Here is a 17,215-nt window from a genome sequence, read left to right on the forward strand (position 1 = left end):
CCAGTGGTTGCAGGAACTACAGGTCGTAGGTAAAGGCATCGACGTAAGTGCTGCCCGTCGCCGGTGTGCCCGAACCTTTGGAAGTCAGAGGCACGCTGATGTCGGCTCGGGCGTCACGCTTGTCCTCCACGGCGCTGTCGATGCGGATCTGGTAGCCGGCATCAATCAAGGTGTCTGCCAGTTCAACGCTGACCTTGAGCGTCTGCCCGCTACCAACACTCGCGCCGCTGAGGCCGTCAAATTCACTCGGATTCATGCCGCTGCCACGAGCCCAGTCAGTCAAGTGCCGGTAGTACTTGGCCTTCTTGCCGGCCACCCAAAGGGTCTTCTGGTATTGGCCATTGGCGTCGGTGACGTAGATCGCCAGGTACGCATCGTTCCCGCTGTAGTTTTTCAGTTGGGTCGTCAGGGTTACTTCACGGGCCTGGGCCAAGCCAGGCAGGGCAATGGCTCCGAGCAGGCAGGTTGCAGCGATGATCTTTTTCATTGGGATGTCCTGTATGTGAGATATGGCTAGAGCCTGAACCTGCTGGCTGACAGCAACCTGAACAGCCGTGAACCATCAGCAATGATCATTCGCGGGCAGGGCGGGCGAGGTAGTCCCGGGCGTCGCCGTCATCGCCGAAATTGATTTGCAACGTGCGTAACCGCAGGGAGGCGGGGGGCGTAGCGGGCTTCGATGGTGTTGCCCCTTGCGGTCGGCGCCCTTGAGCTTGTAGCAACCGTCGTCGACCTTGATGCGCTGTACGCTCCAGCCCCATTGCTGCTCCACCTGCTGGCGCAAGATTTCGCGCGGCTGCCAGTCGCTGACCGGGTCGCTGCAATCGTCATCGGCCAAGGCATAACCGCTGAGCAGCGCGCTCAACAGAGCGGTACTGGCGATAAACGCTGATTTCATGATCTGTCTCCTGCCGTCTCGGCGTCAGTGGCATACCCTAAGGAGCATTCCTGACAACCAGCTGAATCTTCAGATTCGCGTCAGGTAAGGCAGTTAGGGTGCTGCACGACAACCATCACAGGAGGAGTCAGATGCGGGTTTTATTGGTCGAGGATGCGCCTGGGCTAGGGGAGGCGGTGCGCGAGCAGATCGCTGATGACGGCCACGCCGTGGATTGGGTGCAGCGTCTGGAACATGCTCGCAATAGCGTGCGCACCACGCCATACGATCTGATTTTGCTGGACCTGATGCTGCCGGATGGTCGCGGACTGGATTTCTTGCGGCAGCAGCGTTCTGGCGGAGACGTGACCCCGGTGATCATCCTGACCGCGCAGGATCAGATCTCCGATCGCATCGCCGGGCTCAATGCGGGAGCCGACGACTACCTGGTCAAACCGTTTGACCTGTTCGAACTCTCGGCCCGGGTGGCCGCTGTTGCGCGACGCTACAGCGGTAATCCCAACCCGCAGATCAGGCTCGGTGATTTGCAGGTTGATATGAGCGCCCGCACGGTACAGCGTGCCGGTGCTACCGTGGACCTGACGGCCCGAGAGTGGGCGCTGTTTGAAGCCTTTGTCCAGCGCCCTAAGGCATTGCTGTCGAAGTCGCAACTCGAGGAACGCCTGTATGCCTTTGGCGCCGAAATCGAGAGCAATACCATCGAGGTCTATATCAGTCGCCTGCGCAAAAAGCTTGGGCGCGAGCTGATTGAAACCGTGCGCGGCATGGGTTATCGGTTGATGCCTGTATGAAGTCCTCAAGCCTGCAAAAGCGCCTGGGCCTGGGTTTGACACTGGGCATGACCTTGCTCTGGCTGGGGGCGACCGTCGGTGCCTGGTTGGTCGTGCAGCATGAGTTGAACGAGGCGTTCGACAGCGCGCTCGAAGAGACCGCGCAACGCATCCTGCCCTTGGCGGTGCTCGAAATCAGCAACCGTGAGGAGTCCCGAGAGGCCCAACACATCGCCACCCTGAAAGTGCATAAGGAATATCTGACCTACCTGGTCCGCGACGCCAAAGGCGAGATTCTGATGCAGTCCCATGACGCCAACCCGAAGATCTTCAACAAACAACTGCGCGAAGGATTTTCCACCACTGAAAAGTACCGTCTGTACGCTGCTTCAGCGCTGCGAGGGACACTGTTTATCGAGATCGCCGAACCTCTCGGGCATCGTCGTGAAGCGGCGCGCGAAGCCCTGTTTGCCTTGCTGTTGCCATTGTTGGCGCTGATCCCCATCAGCCTGTTGGGCACGTGGTTATTTGTCCGCATCAGTCTGCGCAGCGTGTTGGCCTATCGTCGTGCCGTGGAAGCACGAGGTGCCGGCGACCTGTCACCGATCAAAGTGGCGCGACTGCCGGCAGAAATCGACCCCTTGGCTGACGCGGTCAATCACCTGCTGGAGCGTTTGCGCAAGGCATTGGAGGCCGAGCGAAGCTTCACGGCCAACAGCGCCCATGAACTGCGTACACCGCTGGCGGCGACGTTGGCACAAATCCAGAGACTGCATCACGAAGCGCCCGAAGGATCGTTGCGGTTGCGAGCGGCAAAGATCGAAAACTCGCTGCGTGACCTGGCGCGGCTTTCGGAAAAACTCATGCAACTGGCCAAGGCCGAGGGCGGCGGGCTGTTGGCCGAAGCGCCCCAGGACTTGATCCCATTGTTGGCCCATGTGGTCGATGAGTGGAACCATAGCAACGGGCACCGGATCGGGTTGCAACTGCCAGACGAGGCCAGTGTGTACTCGGCGATTGATCCAGATGCCTTCGGCATTCTGGTGCGCAACTTGATCGAGAACGCCTTGAAGTACGGCGCTGTGAACCAACCGGTCGAAGTCAGCATCACGGGACAGGCGCTGCTGCGTGTGGTCAATGGTGGCCCAGTAGTGCCCGAGTCGGTATTGCAGCAATTGACGGAGCGCTTTGTTCGGGGGCGCAGCGAAGTCAGCGGTTCCGGATTGGGATTGGCGATTGCTAAAACCATTGTGCAAGGTGTTGGCGCCACCATGACCTTGGTTTCGCCGGCGACTGGAAGGGAGGAGGGTTTTGAAGTGAGGGTCCAGTTTTGTGCAGATACAAAAAATGAGCGCTGATCAGCATTCTTTATAGAGACAAAGCACAGACAGTCGCGAGTCAGTGGCTTAGGCAGCTCATGGACATCCATGATATGAGCTATCGTTTAACATAATATACATTATGCGAACCATCATGTACGGAGCTGGGGGGCTCTGGCGGTCAGATTTGAAGCTTGGCACTGGCTCACACCGGCGTTTTCGCGGACGCGAAAATCGGGGGGACATGAATTAGGGGTCATGCCGAGATAAGGGAAAATTAGGACATTCGCTCTGTAACCTTATGATGTTGCTAGGATTTAAATATTTTTCTGTGTTGCCTTTCCTCGTCCCAAGTTTAGCCGTCTATGCTGAAGCTTTTGCTTTTCCTTGAGGGACGAACCCTATGGCCTCTCTGGAGCGCACAGCCTATCCGAAGCTGCCAGCGCACCTGTCGACGAAAGAACTTCATCAGTGCTATTCGCTCTCAGAATTTGAGCTCGAATGGCTCTCTAGAACGGCTAAAAGCCCTGCTCTTACCATTGGGTTAGCCGTTCTGCTGAAAACATTCCAACAGCTTCATTACTTCCCCAGTCTTGAAGAGATTCCAACTGAAATCGTCAATCATGTCAGGTCTTGCCTCCGTTACGGGGTTCGTATAGCGCCTCGTTATGCGAACCCCCCGAACCTTGTATCGCCATCAAACAGCTATCCGTCAATATCTACAGATCACCCCTGTTTTATGGGAGCGATGCTCTGAAAATTGCCGAGAAAACTGCCCACGAAGCGGCGGAGGTCCTTGATCAGCGCGTTGATGTCATCAATGTCCTGATTGGCGAGCTGCTTGAGCGAGGCTACGAACTCCCGGCCTACTCGACGCTCAATGACGCAGCTGAAGACGCCCAAGTTGCTCTCCAGGAAAAGATTTTCAATCGAGTCGTCGATAGAGCTCCGATAGATGTGATCTACCGTCTCAGAGAGCTTCTTGACACCGATTTCGGTCGTTGCCAAAGCGATTTCAATGCCCTGAAGCAGGTCCCCAAGAAGCCCTCTCGCAAACACTTGGAGATATTGATCGACCACTTAAGTTGGTTGGGGGGATTCGGTGACCTCGACGCCATCTTTGAGGGAATCGTTGATACCAAGATTTGGTTTTTTGCGAATCAAGCGGAGAAAACGGATGTTTCAGAGCTTAAGGATTGTTCGCTTCCAAAGCGCTACACTTTGATGCTGGCTCTGATCTACCTGATGCGTGTACGAGCACGGGATCACCTTGCTGAGATGTTCATCAAGCGAATCGCGACGATTCACAAGCGAGCCAAGGAAGAGTTGGAGCAAATCCAGCTACGTCAGCGCAAAAAGCTAGAGTTGCTCGTGGCCACCTTGGATGGCGTGATTCAAATTCTCAGCCAAGAACCAAGTGATCAGGAAGCCGGCAGCTTGATTCGCGAGTATCTGTCTCCCGAAGGGAGTCTTGATCACCTTCGCGAGGCCTGCGCCGAAGTCCAGGCCACAGGCGGCAGTAACTATCTCCCACTACTCTGGAAGCACTTCAAATCCCATCGATCACTGCTGTTCCGCCTGAGTCTTCTGTTGCAACTGGAGCCAACCACCCAGGATCGCTCGCTTATCGAGGCGCTGCACTTGGTCCAGGCCAACGAGATCCTGCATAGGGAATGGATCGACGAGCATGTGGACCTGGCGTTCGCCTCGGATCGTTGGATCAAAGTTGTGCGTCGCGCCGCCAGCGAAGGGCCACCGACCAATCGGCGCTTCCTGGAAGTCTGCGTTTTTTCCCATCTGGCCAATGAGCTTCGCTCGGGTGATATCTGTGTACTTGGCTCGGAGTCGTTTGCTGACTACCGCAAACAGTTACTGCCTTGGGATGAGTGTCTGGCGCGTCTGCCGGAGTACTGCGCAAAGGTTGGCCTGCCGAGTACCGCCAAAGAGTTTGTCGCCAGCTTGAAGGAGCAACTTGAGAGTACCGCTCAGCAGTTGGATGACAAGTTTCCCAGTTGCCGCGGTGATGTGTCGATTAATGAGGCCGGTGATCCTGTGCTGCGCCGAGTGGTCGCCCGTGACATCCCGCCTTCAGCAATCTCGCTACAAACGGCTATCACACAGCGTATGCCTGCCAGGCATGTGCTCGACATCATGGCCAACATCGAACACTGGATTCAGTTCACCCGGCATTTCGGGCCGATGTCCGGCAGCGATCCCAAACTGAAGGAGCCGGCCGAGCGCTACCTGATGACGATCTTCGCCATGGGCTGCAACCTAGGGCCGAACCAGGCCGCTCGCCACCTGGCGGGTAACGTGACCCCGCACATGTTGTCTTACACCAATCGTCGGCACCTGCCACTCGACAAGCTGGATAAGGCCAACCGGGAGTTGGTCGAACTTTATCTCCAGCTCGATCTGCCCAAGCTCTGGGGTGACGGCAAGGCGGTCGCGGCCGACGGGACTCAATTCGACTTCTACGATGAAAACTTGCTCGCCGGCTACCACTTCCGTTACCGGAAGATGGGCGCAGTCGCCTACCGACATGTGGCAAATAACTACATCGCAGTCTTTCAGCACTTCATTCCACCTGGCATCTGGGAAGCCATCTATGTCATCGAGGGCCTGTTGAAAGCGGATCATAGCGTTGAAGTCGATACGGTCTATTCAGACACCCAAGGCCAGTCCGCAACAGTGTTTGCGTTCACCCATTTGCTGGGCATCAATCTAATGCCTCGCATCCGCAACTGGCGCAACCTGGTCATGTATCGGCCCGATCGCTCGGCCAAGTACAAGCATATCAACAGCCTCTTCACTGATACCGTCAACTGGAGCCAAATAGAAACCCATTGGCAGGATCTGATGCAGGTGGCGCTGTCGATTCAGGCCGGCAAAATATCTTCGCCAATGCTGCTGCGTAAACTCGGTTCTTACAGTCGGCGCAACAAGCTCTACCATGCAGCGCAGGAGCTGGGATGTGTGATCCGGACCATTTTCCTGCTCAAATGGATCGGCAACCGAGAGTTGCGCCAAGAAGTAACCGCCAATACCAACAAGATCGAGTCCTACAACGGTTTCTCGAAGTGGCTATCCTTCGGCGGCGATGTCATCGCCGAGAACGATCCAGATGAGCAACAGAAGCGCTTGCGTTACAACGATATGATCGCTTCCTCGGTGATCTTGCAGAACACCGTCGACATGATGCGGATCCTGCAGAAGCTAGCCCGTGATGGTTGGCAGTTTACCGATGAAGACGTATCGTTTCTCAGCCCTTACCTGACCAGCAACGTCAAACGCTTTGGCGAATTCAATCTCAGCCTCAAGCGTCCACCGGAACCCTGGATCAAGGATTCCATTTTCCAGCAGGCCGCGGGTTCAATTCGTGGACAAACGATGCCCAATAACAGAGTTGAGGAGACGAACTGATGCACATTCCACCCGCTTCGTTTCGAGTGACGCCCTACGGCGAAGTGGATGCCGCTGCACTGGACAGGTTGCGAGATAGCTTTGACACCTCCCAGATTCTGCTGTTGGTGGATCGACTGGATACCTGTCTGGCTGAGCTGGGTGGAGTTGTGGCTGTCCGTGATGAGTTGCTGAAGCTCCACGCGATGACCCTAACCCTTGTAGAGGGCGCTCCACTGACTGTACCTACTGAGAATGCCTGCATCTGGTCGGAGGCCGAATCGCTACAACAGGATCTTGAGGCCCTCGCTGGGTGGGTGCATTCTGCCCAAGCAGCGATATCCCCTTTGGTCAATCTAACACCCGACCATGAGCAGTAAGCCCTTGGAAATAGGCAACTACAACGGCGCCGCATGACGTAGGGCTCAGCAAGCATTTCGCAGGAGGTGCTCGACGAAGTTCAATTAGCTTTCGCCGCCTCAGGAGCCCCTATCGTGAGGGACATTTGTACCTTTCCTAGACATGGCTAAAGCAGGCGCTCGACAATACCGCGTATCGCGTCGTCCTCCAACTCAGAGGGGGCGAACCAGGAAAGGTATTGCCACTACATATGCTCTATCTCACGGACGTCCAACCAACCTTCTGCCCCCAGTGCGGAAAACCCATAGAAATCAGACTGCATGGCTGGGAGGCTCAGGATCGGTTTTACAACGCCAAACACCCCTTCCTCTGTGACTGCGGGGCCCGTTACCTAATTGCCGAAGACACGGTGTCCAAGGCCTTCGATGGTGCTGAATCAGTCGGTGGCGATGCGGGTTTCGACCGAGCGGCCAAAGGCAAGCTGCTATCCGAACTCTACGTGATCCTAGGCACACTCGATGCTCCCGAGGACGTGCTCGATCAAGTTTTTGCAGCGGTCGAGGGATACCCTCTGCCGCATTCGACATTGCTACCCTTCAAGACTAAGTAGATGAGCAAGTAAGATTCACTGGTTTGCTGTTTCCAACCCCGAGCAGAAGCGCTACCCCGAATGGCGGCGATCCTTCGGAACTACTGAGGAGGGCGTCGTTTTCGTGCTGGCCTCCATGGCCGGTGACTGCTCTGAACTCCATGTGATGCTCTGCGCCCGCTAAGATTTCGGAGCTGGCGGCGGGTCATCTTCAAAGCTGCCATTACGGTATCGATGGGGGCAGAATTGCTTTCCTCTCTTCGAAGTGTCCATCGGTAAGGTAAATCATTTCGTATGCATTGCAGTCGCCCTGATGGGTGGGCTGCAACAGAATGTGTCCCAGTTCACCCATCTCGACATCGCGCAGTTTGTAAGCGACGGAACCGTCTCCGAGGAACTCCCGATCAACCTTGAGTTCTTTCGGCGACATGGTGGCCTTCTCCAATTCAGGTTGTGAATGCCCACGTCTCACGGGTGATGGCCGCAATGGTGACAGCCAGTGTCTCGGATGGGCCATCAGCGACCAAGCAACGTTGCCATGGCTCAGCCTGAGGGTTGGCCGGGATTCGCGCCAAAACCGCCAAAACAACCTTAAGTAATTGATACTAAAGATCAATCAAGTCAAAGCTCCGAGCACGAAAGCGCTGCTGTAACACATGCGTATACTTTCGTGCCATCCCGTCACCACGACAGCCCTTACCCTTCTCGCTCAGAATTTTTCTGACCGTAGCACGTCGATGCTGCTCACGAACAAGATCATGGCGTAATTGTCGTAGTAATGCGTCTGCAGGTAGGTGGCGATTGTTGAGGCTGTATCGGCATCGCACACCACCTCAATGCGGATGTTACCGCTCGCCTCCCAGCCGGCATTGCGAACGCCACGACCGCCTTTGCCACGAGCGTCGGTGATGGTGTATCCGTGGGCACCTAACCGCTCGATATCCCGGATCAGAGTGCCCTCGACTGCTGCTTCTGTGACGATGGTCAACAGCTTGCGCGTATGTCCTTCCATTAGTTTCATCCTCCCAGGGACGTGTGCGCCCACACGGCGAGCGCATAATAAATTGGGATACCCACCAAGACATTGAACGGGAATGTGACGCCCAGCGAAGCGGCCAGCGACAAGGTGGGGGTTGGCCTCGGGCACCGATATGCGCATGGCGGCGGGTACCGCGATGTAAGAAGCACTGGCGGCCAGCGTGGCAAGCATGGCTATCCCCCCGACGGACAAGCCCAGTGCCAGCCCCAGCCCGATGCCCACTAGCGAAGAAAACAGGGGCATGCCAATGCCAAAGGCAACCAAAAATAGCCCGTACCGGCGTAGGCTGCCCACCTGTGTCGCGGTGATCAAGCCCATCTCCAGCAGGAACAGGGCCAGAATGCCCTTGAAGAGATCGAAGAACAACGGCTTGATCGAAGACAATCCGTCAGGTCCGGCTGCCCAGCCGATAAGCAGGCCGCCGACCAGCAACACGATGCTTTTCCCCAGGAACACTTCATGGGCAACCTCACTCCATCGCGTCTGCCGTGACAGGCCGCGCGCCAGTATGATGCCGACTAGAATGGCGGGAATCTCCAGCAACACCAGAAGCAGTGGCATGTGCTCTTCGAAGGCAATCTGGCGGGAGCCAAGATAGGCAACCGCGACGGCGTAGGTACCGACGCTCACCGAGCCGTAATGAGCTGCGATCGAGGCCGCATCTGCGCGCTTGAAACGGCCCACGTAACGAAGCACGGGAAAGGCAAGCAGCGCCAGGAAAAAGCCCATCGCCACGACGGCCAGCATATCCGGCAGCAAGTCACCGAACGGCTGCTTGGCGAGTTCGATACCACCCTTGAGGCCGATGGAGAGCAGCAACAGAATGCTCACGAACTCGTAAATCGCGGCCGGAAGACGCAGCTCCGAGCGCAGCAGACCGGCGACGAGACCCAGCAGAAAAAACAGGATAATAGGATCGATTACATTCATTACTGTTCTCTATTTCGTTTCGATGGATGTGAAATTAAGTCGTCGACTAGATTCTCCATATGCATGCAGCGTGATCCTTTGATTAAGGCGGTGATATTGGCATGCAGGGTGTCGCGCAGCGCGGACGCCAACGCTTCGTGGCTCTGGAAGTGCCGCGCGCCCTGCCCGAAGGTGTCAACGGCATGTCGCGACAACTCCCCGAGGGCGAACAATCGGTTGACGCCCGCAGCGCGGGCGGATCGCCCCGCTTGACAATGCCACTCCATGGCCGTCTCACCCAACTCGGCCATGTCCCCCAGTACCAGCACCCGCTCTCCCTGGGTGTCGGCGAGCACGGCCAAGGCCGCATGCAACGATGAAGGGTTGGCATTGTAGCTGTCGTCGATCAGTCGGGCGCCGTGCAAACCAACCAGTGGCTGCATCCGTCCCTTGATGGGCTGTACCTCGGCAAGCCCCGCCGCGATCACGTTCGCGGGCACCCCAAGCACCAGCGCCGCGGTAGCAGCCGCCAGGGCGTTGGCAGCATTGTGTCGGCCAGTCAGCGCCAGTTCGATGTCGAGGCCCCCCCACGGTGATTGGATCACGAGCCGCCCGCCGTATGCCGTGGAATGCCACGCCCCCTGTACATCGACTTGCGCGCTCGACAGGCTATAACCGATGATCCGACGTCCGTTCGCCAGTGCTGTCCAGATAGGGAAGCAAGGGTCGTCGGCGTTGAGCAGCGCAATTCCGGCGTCATCCATCGCCGCGAACATCTCGCCGTTGGCCCGTGCCGCCCCCTCCGAACCACCAAAGCCCGCGATATGGTCCAGTCCTGCGTTAGTAATCAACCCAAGGGTGGGGCGGGCGAGGTCGGCTAGCAACGCGATCTCACCGGGGTGGTTGGCACCCAGTTCGATCACCGCGAAACGGTGTCGATCGCGCAAGCGCAATAAGGTCAGCGGAACGCCGATCTCGTTATTGAGATTGCCGTGTGTCACTAAAACCGCAACCGAGGCGGCCCTGCGCAGGATTGCCCCCCAGCATCTCCTTAACGGTGGTTTTCCCGTTGCTCCCGGCGACCGCGATCAACGGAATCTCGAATCTGCTACGCCACGCGCGAGCCATCAGCCCCCAGCGCCGATACAGTATCGGGCACCACTAACTGGCAGAAATCGGCATGCCCTTGCCGATTGACCACTGCGGCGACCGCACCTCGACGCTTGGCCTCAGTCAAGAAATCATGGCCGTCATGCTGCTTACCCGGCAGTGCAACAAACAAATCGCCGCGCCGCACACACCGACTATCGATGCACACGCCTCGCACAAACGCATCCGGCTCAGGTGTCGTAACACCAAACCAGTGCGCGACTTCGGATAAACGCAACCCTCGGCTATTCATATCCCCTCCTGCGCAGTGTCGTACACATCCGGATGGATCAGCAGTCCCGTGGCAGAGTCTTGAAACCAGGGTGACATCAGGTGCTGCGAGTACCGCGCCAGCAGACTCCGCATCTCGATTTGCGCTTCAGACGAAGGTGCTTCGCTGGGGAATACAGGAATGAAGCGCCCTGACGGCATACCGTCCTGCCACAGGCTGGCTGACTCAATCAACGCGCCCAAGAGATCGCGGCGGGACACCTCGCCGCGGTCTTCTCCGGCTGGCGTCTCAAGCCAGCAAAGCGTCCAGATGGCCTGTAGCCCGACGGTTTCCCTGATGCGAACGGGGCGATAGGCGGCTTGGTTATGCAGCAGTGCGCCCGGAGGTTCCGCCGCCGTGCGCGGATCGATCCATATCCCCAGCAGCGTTTCGAGAACCGTTTCCGGATAGTATTTGCGTCTAAATGAGAAGAAGTCGTTCAGCTCAATACAGCTACACGCCAAATCCTCCAAGCTGCGAACCAGCATCAACATGCTCATGCGCAACCCCGTTCGGCCTGCCTGCCGCCAGCAGCACGCTTCAAGCGATCGCGCACCGCTTCCCACTCCATTTTGGCGGGCGGTAATTCGACTAGAGCACAGTGACAATCCCAGGTATCGATTTCGCGCAGGAGCGCATAAAGCACCTGCCCGTACTCTTTGGGATCGGCGGGCATCATTAGCCAGCGGCAGCCGACCTCGTTGGTTGCCGGCGGATGCATTGACAGAACTGCAACCGATTGTCCGAAGTTCAGAAACGACTGGGCCGCTGCCTCGATTTCCGTCGCATCTATTAGTTGCAGCGGGGTATCCGGGGCGTAATGAGAGGCCAGGCAACCCGGTGCCCGTGGGCCACCGCCCGCGCTCACGGTGAGCAATTCGCCGAGGACACGAGTAAGCACGTTGGGCATCACCGCCCCGGGACGCAGCACGCGCGGGTACTCCCCACTGAGGTCGAGGATGGTGGACTCCAAGCCCACCTTGCACGAACCACCGTCGATGACGCAGTCCACCGCATCTCCAAACTCTGCGATCACGTGGGCTGCCGAGGTGGGGCTGACGCGGCCGAAGCGGTTGGCCGACGGTGCGGCGATGCCACCGCCGAACGCTTTGAGTAACGCCAGCGCCACGGGGTGATCCGGCACTCGCAGCCCAATCGTGTCTTGGCCACCGGTCACCGCGTCCAGCACGCCCGGCGCGCGCTTGAGGATCAGCGTGAGCGGACCGGGCCAGAAGCGTTCTGCGAGCTTCCAGGCTGAGTCGGGGATATCCCGCGCCCAGCGCTCGATCTCATCGGCCGCGGCAAGGTGGACAATGAGGGGGTGATCTGCGGGGCGGCCCTTCGCAGTGAAAATGTTCGCCACAGCGCGCTCGTTGGCGGCGTCTGCCCCCAAGCCGTAGACGGTCTCGGTGGGGAAGGCTACCAAGCCGCCGCCGCGCAAAACTCCGGCGGCGTACAATATTTCTTCCCGGATACTTCCATACAGCGTCATGCTCAGACTCCAGTGAACGTCAGGGAACTGTGCACTCCGCACGTGACCCAAATTTCCAGCCCCTCTTCCAGGGGTTCGCCCATATCAACTACCAGTGTTTTCGGGGCCATAACTGCACCTTTTCATTTATGTAGATTGTCATCTGAGCCAAGAGCGGGGCTATCTCAAACCCGGCCGAAGAGCCCTGCCAGGCCTTGGCTCGGTCCGCATCAATTCGTTCGTCAGCAACGGAGAACAAGCCCCCGCCACGTCCTTCAGCCGACAGAAAATCACCCTTATCCACTCTGGCATTGCGTGCATAACCAATAGCCTCAAGCGCCAAGGCCGTCGTCCAAACGCTGCAGTTATTCATGGCAACCTCTTACTTGTCGGTGACGGCACCTTCCGATGCGCTGGATACCAGCTTGGCGTACTTGGCCAGCACGCCTCGGGTGTAGAGCGGTGCCGGTTGTGTCCAGTGTGCACGGCGTTCGGCCAGCACGGCATCCGACACAGCAACGCTGATCTCGCGGGTTTCGGCATCGATGGTGATGGCATCCCCGTTCTCGACCAGTGCAATCGGACCGCCATCAAAGGCTTCCGGTGTAATGTGACCGACCACGAAACCGTGTGAGCCGCCGGAGAAGCGGCCATCGGTAATGAGTGCGACTTCCTTGCCGAGCCCCTTGCCCATCACAGCCGAGGTCGGCGACAGCATTTCGCGCATGCCCGGGCCACCCCTGGGGCCTTCGTAACGGATCACGATGACATCGCCGGCGACCACTTCGCCGTTGAGGATGCCGGCCAACGCGGCTTCCTCGCCGTGGTAGACGCGAGCAGTACCTTCGAAGCGCAGACCTTCCTTGCCGGTGATCTTGGCCACCGCACCGGTCGGCGACAGGTTGCCGTGCAGAATGACCAGGTGCGAGTCCTTCTTGATCGGGTTGTCGAAGGGGCGAATGATGTCCTGATCGACCGGATAGTCGGCGACGTCGGCGAGGTTCTCGGCCAGGGTCTTGCCGGTGACGGTGAGCACATCGCCATGCAACAGGCCTGCATCGAGCAGGCGCTTCATCAGCGGCTGGATGCCACCGATGGCGACCAGTTCGGACATCATGTACTGGCCAGAAGGACGCAGGTCGGCCAGCACCGGCGTGGTCTTGCCGATCTCGATAAAGTCATCAAGGGTCAATTTCACACCCACGGCGTGGGCCATGGCCAACAAGTGCAGCACGCCGTTGGTGGAGCCGGCCAGCGCGATGATGACGCAGATGGCGTTCTCGAAGGCCTTGCGGGTCATGATGTCGCGCGGTTTGATGTCGCGCGCGAGCAGTTCCAGCACCTGCTGGCCGGCACGGAAGCAGTCCGAGGCCTTGTCAGCCGAGATGGCGTTTTGCGCGGAGGAGCCAGGGAGCGACATACCCATGGCTTCGATGGCCGAGGCCATGGTATTGGCGGTGTACATGCCGCCGCAGGAGCCTGGGCCCGGAATCGCAGTATCTTCGATCTGCTTAAGCTGGAGCAGGTCGATGTCGCCCTTGGCATGCTGCCCTACGGCCTCGAACACCGAGATAATATCGGTGTGGCCGTAGCCGGGCTTGATGGTGCCGCCATAGACGAAGATTGCGGGTCGGTTCAGCCGTGCCATGCCGATCAGGCAGCCGGGCATGTTCTTGTCGCAGCCACCCACGGCGACCAGACCGTCGAAGCCTTCGCAGCCGACCACGGTTTCGATGGAGTCGGCGATGACCTCACGCGACACCAACGAATACTTCATGCCCTCGGTGCCATTGGCGATGCCGTCCGATATGGTGATGGTGTTGAAGATCACACCCTTGCCGCCGGCCGCATTCGCGCCTTTCTCGGCTTCTTCCGCGAGCTTGTTGATGTGCATGTTGCAGGGCGTGACATTGGCCCAGGTCGAGGCGATGCCGATCTGCGGCTTCTTGAAGTCATCATCCGTGAAGCCGACGGCGCGCAACATGGCGCGCGCCGGGGCGGCCTCGACGCCATCCACCACCAGGGAGGAATATTTGCGCATGTTGTCAGTGATCTCAGTCATCTCGAAAATCCTTGAAGTGGTTATCGCGAGCATACAGGCATGCCGCGCTGGCTCAACAGGCTGCTAGCAGCGAGCACGTCCCACATCATCTCGCCTGCATAGGCAATGCTTCGATGAGTCTCCACGCAATCGTTCCCCCGGCGCGCAATGGTAGGCCCGTTTCATTCCCGAAACGGACCGTTTCGGGCACAGTCCAACTCTGCTTCTCCAGGGTGATGCTGTCGCTGTTGCGCGGTAGCCGGTAGAAGTCAGGCCCATGGAAGCTGGCGAACGCCTCCAGCCGCTCGAGCGCTGCAGCTTGCTCGAAGACCTCGGCGTAGAGCTCGATCGCAGCGTGCGCGGTATAAATGCCCGCGCAGCCGCAAGCGGACTCCTTGGCGTGACGCGAGTGCGGCGCGCTGTCGGTGCCGAGAAAAAACTTCGGGCTGCCTCCGGTGGCAGCGGCAACCAGCGCGCGACGGTGCGTCTCGCGTTTCAGCAGCGGCAAGCAGTAATGGTGCGGCCACAAGCCCCCCTCGAACATCGCGTTGCGGTTAAGCAGTAGATGGTGCGCAGTGATGGTCGCTGCGAGGTTTTCCGGGGCCTCGCTGACGAAATCGGCGGCCGTAGCGGTGGTGATGTGCTCCAGCACCATGCGCAGGCCGGTGAACTCACGCACCAGTGGTTCCAGATGGCGCTCGATAAACACCGCTTCGCGGTCGAAGGTGTCGACGTCCGCTGAGGTCACCTCGCCGTGCATAAGCAGCGGCAGGTCGTGCCGCTCCATTGCCGCGAGCACCGAGTAGATGCGTTTCAGGTCGCTCACACCGCTTGAGGAGTTGGTCGTCGCGCCGGCCGGGTAATACTTGACCGCATGCACGACACCACTCGCCTTGGCCCGTGCGATCTCCTCGGGCGGCGTGGCCTCGGTGAGGTAGAGCGTCATCAGCGGCTCGAATGACATCCCCGCCGGCAACGCCGCCAGGATGCGCTCGCGGTAAGCCAGCGCCTGCGCCGTGGTTATCACGGCCGGCTTGAGGTTGGGCATGACGATGGCGCGCGCAAACCGCCGCGCCGTGTCGGGGAGTACCGAGGCCAGTACGTCACCATCGCGTAGATGCAGGTGCCAGTCATCGGGGCGGGTCAAGGTCAGGCGCGTCTTACTCATGGATGGCTCCTCAGGGATTGCAGTAGTCGCAATAGCGCGGATCGGCGTATTGCCGGTCGGTGCGCTCGCGGGTCTCGCGATGCGCGCACTTGAGGCATCCATGAACCTCGGCGCGGGTTTCGCGGGTCGGCGCATCACAGTCCGTACAACGCAGCCCAGGCACGCGCTCGACGATCCAGAACCCCGGCGTACTGCAGGCTGGACACAGCGAGCAGAGCTTTTTTGCCAGATCCTCAGCCGCACGGCGGATATTCTCCATACGCGTGGGATTGGCATGGGCGCGCCCGTCGGTTTCGAGAAAAACCCTGCCGCTGGCCGATTGCTCCCGCGCCCAGGCAAAGGCGGCCTCCAGCGTCGCCCAAGAGGCGATGCCTTTGCGAATACGCGGATCGGCCTCGCTGTCAGGACGCAGCACCAGATGGTGCTCGGGAAATCCCGTTTGGTGGGCGAAGGATTCGGCCTCAGCCCAGCTGGCCGTCAGCAGGTGGGCGCTCTTTGCATTGCCCTGGGCGACGCCGACCACCTCGATTGCGCGGATATCGTCTATGAAAATCAGCAATTCCATGTTCCAGGGAAACATTCCCGCGAACGGATCAGGGCCAAAGGAGCCTTCGCTGGCAAGCCCCAGTGGCAGTCCGGAAATCTGCATGCCGATACGCGCCTTCTGGCGCACAGCTTCTATCTGCGAACCAGCACGGGGGATGTCGCGGGTGAAGGTACCTAACAGGTCGGTGTCATACCCGGTGACAAGCTCCACCCTGCAACCGAGCGCGAGTTCCAGCACTGGCGCGAGCACCTTTTCCTTGCCGTGCTGGGTGAGCAGCGCGACGCGCTGACCCCGGTAGAGATGGTGGGTAAAGTGCATATCAGTTTGCTCTGCGCGTGGCGACCAAACTGGCAATTACGCTCGAGCCGATCAAGATCACGACGATGCCGAGCGAAGCCTGCACCGGTACGTGATACCAGGGCGCGATCAGCATCTTGGCACCGATGAAGGTGAGCACCATGGCCAGGCCGTATTTCAGTAGATGGAAACGATCCGCCACGTCAGCGAGTAGGAAATACAGCGCGCGCAGGCCCATGATGGCGAAGATGTTGGAGGTGAAGACGATGAAGGGGTCGGTGGTGATGGCGAAGATGGCTGGAATGGAATCCACCGCGAACACCAGGTCGGTGACCTCGATCATGATCAGCACCAGGAACAGCGGCGTGACATAGCGCACGCCATCCTTGAGCACGCTGAATTTTTCGCCGTGATAGTCTTCGGTAATGCGCAGATGCCGGCGCGCGAACTTGAGAACCGGGTTCTGCTCCAGATCGGGCACTTTCTCCGCCATGACCAGCATGCGTATGCCGGTGATCAGTAGGAAGGCACCGAAGATATAGAGCACCCAGGAATACTCGCGCACCACCCAGGCTCCGGCGAGGATCATGATGGCGCGCATGACAATGGCACCGAGCACACCGTAGATGAGCACCCGGCGCTGGTATTCGGCTGGGACGTGGAAGGCCGTGAAGATCAGCAGGAAGACAAACACGTTGTCCACCGATAGCGACCACTCGATCAGATAGCCGGTGAGAAATTCCAGCGCCTTCTGGTCGGCGATCTCCGGCCCCACCGTGCCGTTCAAATGCCACCACAGGCCGACGCCGAACGCGAGCGCGAGACTCACCCAGGCCAGCGTCCAGGCACCCGCTTCCTTGACGCTCACCTTGTGCGCCTTGTTGCCGCCGAACACGAACAGATCCAGCGCCAGCATGATCAGAACGAAAGCGATGAAGACGGCCCACATCCAGGGTTCGCCGATGGAGATAGTAGGGCTCATATC

General features: G+C 58.9%; 16 protein-coding genes and 2 pseudogenes. 5 read left to right on the forward strand and 13 right to left on the reverse strand.

All coding sequences use genetic code 11. The features are described from left to right. Positions 1 to 16: 16 nt before the first annotated feature. Together JTY93_RS13020 and JTY93_RS13025 are read right to left on the reverse strand one after the other, a co-directional pair. A complete protein-coding gene (locus tag JTY93_RS13020) occupies positions 17 to 487 on the reverse strand; it encodes a DUF2271 domain-containing protein (protein ID WP_205478164.1) in 471 nt (156 codons plus the stop codon). 85 nt (positions 488 to 572) lie between these two features. Next, a pseudogene (locus tag JTY93_RS13025) lies at positions 573 to 898 on the reverse strand (PepSY domain-containing protein). A 131-nt stretch (positions 899 to 1,029) separates the two neighbouring features. Between JTY93_RS13025 and JTY93_RS13030 the strand changes: the two are divergent. From JTY93_RS13030 to JTY93_RS13050, 5 genes and pseudogenes are all read left to right on the forward strand, one after another. Further along, positions 1,030 to 1,689 (forward strand): response regulator transcription factor, encoded by a 660-nt coding sequence (locus JTY93_RS13030; protein WP_205478166.1) that lies wholly within the window; start codon positions 1,030 to 1,032, stop codon positions 1,687 to 1,689. Then, entirely contained in the window at positions 1,686 to 3,026 is a 1,341-nt protein-coding gene (locus tag JTY93_RS13035; RefSeq protein WP_205478167.1) for a sensor histidine kinase, read from the forward strand. The genes JTY93_RS13030 and JTY93_RS13035 overlap by 4 nt, the downstream gene beginning before the upstream one ends. A 364-nt stretch (positions 3,027 to 3,390) precedes the next feature. Beyond that, a pseudogene (locus JTY93_RS13040) lies at positions 3,391 to 6,410 on the forward strand (Tn3 family transposase). Further along, positions 6,407 to 6,769 carry a Tn3 family transposase post-transcriptional regulator TnpC gene (gene tnpC, locus JTY93_RS13045; protein WP_126325312.1) on the forward strand — a complete coding sequence of 121 codons (363 nt, stop codon included), beginning with the start codon at positions 6,407 to 6,409 and terminating at the stop codon, positions 6,767 to 6,769. The pseudogene JTY93_RS13040 and the gene tnpC overlap by 4 nt, the downstream one beginning before the upstream one ends. A 230-nt stretch (positions 6,770 to 6,999) precedes the next feature. Further along, positions 7,000 to 7,359, forward strand: coding sequence for a hypothetical protein (locus JTY93_RS13050; RefSeq protein ID WP_126325313.1), 360 nt, complete (start codon positions 7,000 to 7,002; stop codon positions 7,357 to 7,359). Positions 7,360 to 7,561: 202 nt separating this feature from the next. Here JTY93_RS13050 and JTY93_RS13055 read toward each other — a convergent pair whose 3' ends face one another. From JTY93_RS13055 to JTY93_RS13110, 11 genes are all read right to left on the reverse strand, one after another. Next, positions 7,562 to 7,768 (reverse strand): hypothetical protein, encoded by a 207-nt coding sequence (locus JTY93_RS13055; RefSeq protein ID WP_126325314.1) that lies wholly within the window; start codon positions 7,766 to 7,768, stop codon positions 7,562 to 7,564. A gap of 279 nt (positions 7,769 to 8,047) precedes the next feature. Beyond that, the gene (locus JTY93_RS30270; RefSeq protein WP_240357294.1) at positions 8,048 to 9,307 is read right to left on the reverse strand and encodes a sodium-dependent bicarbonate transport family permease; all 1,260 of its coding nucleotides are present in this window, start codon (positions 9,305 to 9,307) and stop codon (positions 8,048 to 8,050) included. Then, the gene (locus JTY93_RS13070) at positions 9,307 to 10,320 is read right to left on the reverse strand and encodes a UDP-N-acetylmuramoyl-tripeptide--D-alanyl-D-alanine ligase (protein WP_205519034.1); all 1,014 of its coding nucleotides are present in this window, start codon (positions 10,318 to 10,320) and stop codon (positions 9,307 to 9,309) included. The genes JTY93_RS30270 and JTY93_RS13070 overlap by 1 nt, the downstream gene beginning before the upstream one ends. A 74-nt stretch (positions 10,321 to 10,394) precedes the next feature. Further along, on the reverse strand, positions 10,395 to 10,688 hold the full coding sequence (locus tag JTY93_RS13075; protein WP_205519028.1) for a Mur ligase domain-containing protein: 294 nt from the start codon (positions 10,686 to 10,688) through the stop codon (positions 10,395 to 10,397). Further along, the gene (locus JTY93_RS13080) at positions 10,685 to 11,206 is read right to left on the reverse strand and encodes a hypothetical protein (protein ID WP_205477302.1); all 522 of its coding nucleotides are present in this window, start codon (positions 11,204 to 11,206) and stop codon (positions 10,685 to 10,687) included. The genes JTY93_RS13075 and JTY93_RS13080 overlap by 4 nt, the downstream gene beginning before the upstream one ends. Further along, complete coding sequence (locus tag JTY93_RS13085; RefSeq protein WP_126325319.1) at positions 11,203 to 12,198, reverse strand: L-threonylcarbamoyladenylate synthase; 996 nt, start codon at positions 12,196 to 12,198, stop codon at positions 11,203 to 11,205. The genes JTY93_RS13080 and JTY93_RS13085 overlap by 4 nt, the downstream gene beginning before the upstream one ends. Before the next feature lie 88 nt (positions 12,199 to 12,286). Then, positions 12,287 to 12,550 carry a hypothetical protein gene (locus tag JTY93_RS13090; protein ID WP_126325320.1) on the reverse strand — a complete coding sequence of 88 codons (264 nt, stop codon included), beginning with the start codon at positions 12,548 to 12,550 and terminating at the stop codon, positions 12,287 to 12,289. 9 nt (positions 12,551 to 12,559) lie between these two features. Beyond that, positions 12,560 to 14,239 carry a dihydroxy-acid dehydratase gene (gene ilvD / locus JTY93_RS13095; protein WP_205477301.1) on the reverse strand — a complete coding sequence of 560 codons (1,680 nt, stop codon included), beginning with the start codon at positions 14,237 to 14,239 and terminating at the stop codon, positions 12,560 to 12,562. Between the two features lie 85 nt (positions 14,240 to 14,324). Further along, the gene (gene pyrC / locus JTY93_RS13100) at positions 14,325 to 15,386 is read right to left on the reverse strand and encodes a dihydroorotase (protein ID WP_205477300.1); all 1,062 of its coding nucleotides are present in this window, start codon (positions 15,384 to 15,386) and stop codon (positions 14,325 to 14,327) included. A 10-nt stretch (positions 15,387 to 15,396) separates the two neighbouring features. Next, a complete protein-coding gene (locus JTY93_RS13105) occupies positions 15,397 to 16,251 on the reverse strand; it encodes a DUF6671 family protein (RefSeq protein ID WP_205477299.1) in 855 nt (284 codons plus the stop codon). Between the two features lies 1 nt (position 16,252). Then, complete coding sequence (locus tag JTY93_RS13110; protein ID WP_205477298.1) at positions 16,253 to 17,212, reverse strand: TerC family protein; 960 nt, start codon at positions 17,210 to 17,212, stop codon at positions 16,253 to 16,255. Positions 17,213 to 17,215: the final 3 nt, after the last annotated feature.

This window comes from Pseudomonas hygromyciniae, assembly GCF_016925675.1.
GTDB classification, from domain to species: Bacteria; Pseudomonadota; Gammaproteobacteria; order Pseudomonadales; family Pseudomonadaceae; genus Aquipseudomonas; species Aquipseudomonas hygromyciniae.

Bases quoted from the DNA above. Each gene is read 5' to 3' on its own strand.
- JTY93_RS13020 (WP_205478164.1), bottom strand. From the start codon at position 487: ATGAAAAAGATCATCGCTGCAACCTGCCTGCTCGGAGCCATTGCCCTG.
- JTY93_RS13030 (WP_205478166.1), top strand. From the start codon at position 1,030: ATGCGGGTTTTATTGGTCGAGGATGCGCCTGGGCTAGGGGAGGCGGTG.
- JTY93_RS13035 (WP_205478167.1), top strand. From the start codon at position 1,686: ATGAAGTCCTCAAGCCTGCAAAAGCGCCTGGGCCTGGGTTTGACACTG.
- JTY93_RS13050 (WP_126325313.1), top strand. From the start codon at position 7,000: ATGCTCTATCTCACGGACGTCCAACCAACCTTCTGCCCCCAGTGCGGA.
- JTY93_RS13055 (WP_126325314.1), bottom strand. From the start codon at position 7,768: ATGTCGCCGAAAGAACTCAAGGTTGATCGGGAGTTCCTCGGAGACGGT.
- JTY93_RS30270 (WP_240357294.1), bottom strand. From the start codon at position 9,307: ATGAATGTAATCGATCCTATTATCCTGTTTTTTCTGCTGGGTCTCGTC.
- JTY93_RS13075 (WP_205519028.1), bottom strand. From the start codon at position 10,688: ATGAATAGCCGAGGGTTGCGTTTATCCGAAGTCGCGCACTGGTTTGGT.
- JTY93_RS13080 (WP_205477302.1), bottom strand. From the start codon at position 11,206: ATGAGCATGTTGATGCTGGTTCGCAGCTTGGAGGATTTGGCGTGTAGC.
- JTY93_RS13085 (WP_126325319.1), bottom strand. From the start codon at position 12,198: ATGACGCTGTATGGAAGTATCCGGGAAGAAATATTGTACGCCGCCGGA.
- JTY93_RS13090 (WP_126325320.1), bottom strand. From the start codon at position 12,550: ATGAATAACTGCAGCGTTTGGACGACGGCCTTGGCGCTTGAGGCTATT.
- ilvD (WP_205477301.1), bottom strand. From the start codon at position 14,239: ATGACTGAGATCACTGACAACATGCGCAAATATTCCTCCCTGGTGGTG.
- pyrC (WP_205477300.1), bottom strand. From the start codon at position 15,386: ATGAGTAAGACGCGCCTGACCTTGACCCGCCCCGATGACTGGCACCTG.
- JTY93_RS13105 (WP_205477299.1), bottom strand. From the start codon at position 16,251: ATGCACTTTACCCACCATCTCTACCGGGGTCAGCGCGTCGCGCTGCTC.
- JTY93_RS13110 (WP_205477298.1), bottom strand. From the start codon at position 17,212: ATGAGCCCTACTATCTCCATCGGCGAACCCTGGATGTGGGCCGTCTTC.